Annotated in this window: 2 protein-coding genes; one reads left to right on the plus strand and one right to left on the minus strand. The window is 43.4% G+C overall.

Translation table 11 applies throughout. The features are described from left to right. Positions 1 to 293: 293 nt before the first annotated feature. On the minus strand, positions 294 to 509 hold the full coding sequence (locus F6K52_RS36425) for a hypothetical protein (RefSeq protein WP_293090121.1): 216 nt from the start codon (positions 507 to 509) through the stop codon (positions 294 to 296). A gap of 172 nt (positions 510 to 681) precedes the next feature. On the opposite strand from F6K52_RS36425, the gene F6K52_RS36430 reads away from it, so the two are divergent. Continuing rightward, the gene (locus tag F6K52_RS36430) at positions 682 to 846 is read left to right on the plus strand and encodes a plasmid partition protein ParG (protein ID WP_198954017.1); all 165 of its coding nucleotides are present in this window, start codon (positions 682 to 684) and stop codon (positions 844 to 846) included. Positions 847 to 1266 lie beyond the last annotated feature (420 nt).

Raw genomic sequence — 1266 nt, forward strand, 5'->3', positions numbered from 1 at the left:
AGGCTCAACTGTCTAAGGTTTGGTCTCCGGGGGAAACCCCCAAGACCTCGCAAATCACGCTTGTATAGTAAGCTTTATGATTTTTTTTACTTAAAATGAGCGCATAGTAGGTACTGAAGAACCATTTTCAGTAATAACCGCGATCATGTAAACCGTAATCCCGAATTTCTTAGCAGGGTTGAGTAGCCGAAATAGATTTGTCACTGTTACAGGTAGGGATTTTAGAGTTATTCTTTTGTGAATTTAAAATTGAAAATAACAATTCACAATTCACAATTCACAAGCGACCCATATTAATGAGTGAGTTGATCAAGAGGAAAATCCCTATAGTTTTTCCTATCGGGCAAATCAAATACGAGTTCAAATTGGGTATCAGGGACTCCCTGACGCCATAACTGGAGGTGTCCCTCTGGGTGGGAGCGAGTGCAGTAGCGACCGATGATTACCCATTGGGTTGGGGGAACTATATGGTTAACTGCCCAAGGTTGCAGGTTTTGTGGATAAGCCATAATGGAGCTATTTCCGTTGAACAATGGAGTAGTACCCAGCCCATGAACTCTGACGGCTCGGCGCGTTGGCTTTCCCGAGCCTAGCTCATGGCTGGAAAAATAAATTTATAAATTTTGTAAAAAAAATCATTGATGCCAGAATGGAGTAAAGTTGTTTACTGGTAGTAGGACAGTGGCTGAAGAATCAATACGGGTTTATCTATCCAAAGATAAAAAAAAGAACTTTAAAGCAGCTTGTGTTATGCAAGACAGGGACATGAGCGATGTTGTCAATGAATTAATTGATAAGTGGCTTGATCAAAATGGTGTATATATACATGGAGAAAAGGAGACGTGAATAAATCCTGAAACCTTAGCGGTAATAGATTGACAGGCTTATGCGTTCGCTTTTAGCGGAAGCGGAGCTTCATCGCTAGCCAACGCCCTTCGGGCTAATCGCTTTTAGCGGAAGCGGAGCTTCCGGAGCGCAGCTTCCGGCTTTGCCCGAATCGCATTTCAATGTCTGTTGTTGTATCTCATTTTCATGCCTTACTATAATCCTGTTAAGTCTGGCATTCAAACCATGCTGATCCCGCATACTATGACAAAGAAAAGTAAAAGGCGCAAACACAGTCTACTATGGTATTCCTCGTGCGACTTAGCAGCGCTGGGTCTCTGGTAGCACTGAGGCTAGACCAACGCTCCAGCAACTGAAATTGCTGTGCCAACGACTAGGGATTGAGCACATTGTCTTGATGCAGTCGCTCATGGGGGGAAC

It is taken from the genome of Moorena sp. SIO3H5, assembly GCF_010692395.1.
Taxonomy (GTDB): Bacteria; Cyanobacteriota; Cyanobacteriia; order Cyanobacteriales; family Coleofasciculaceae; genus Moorena.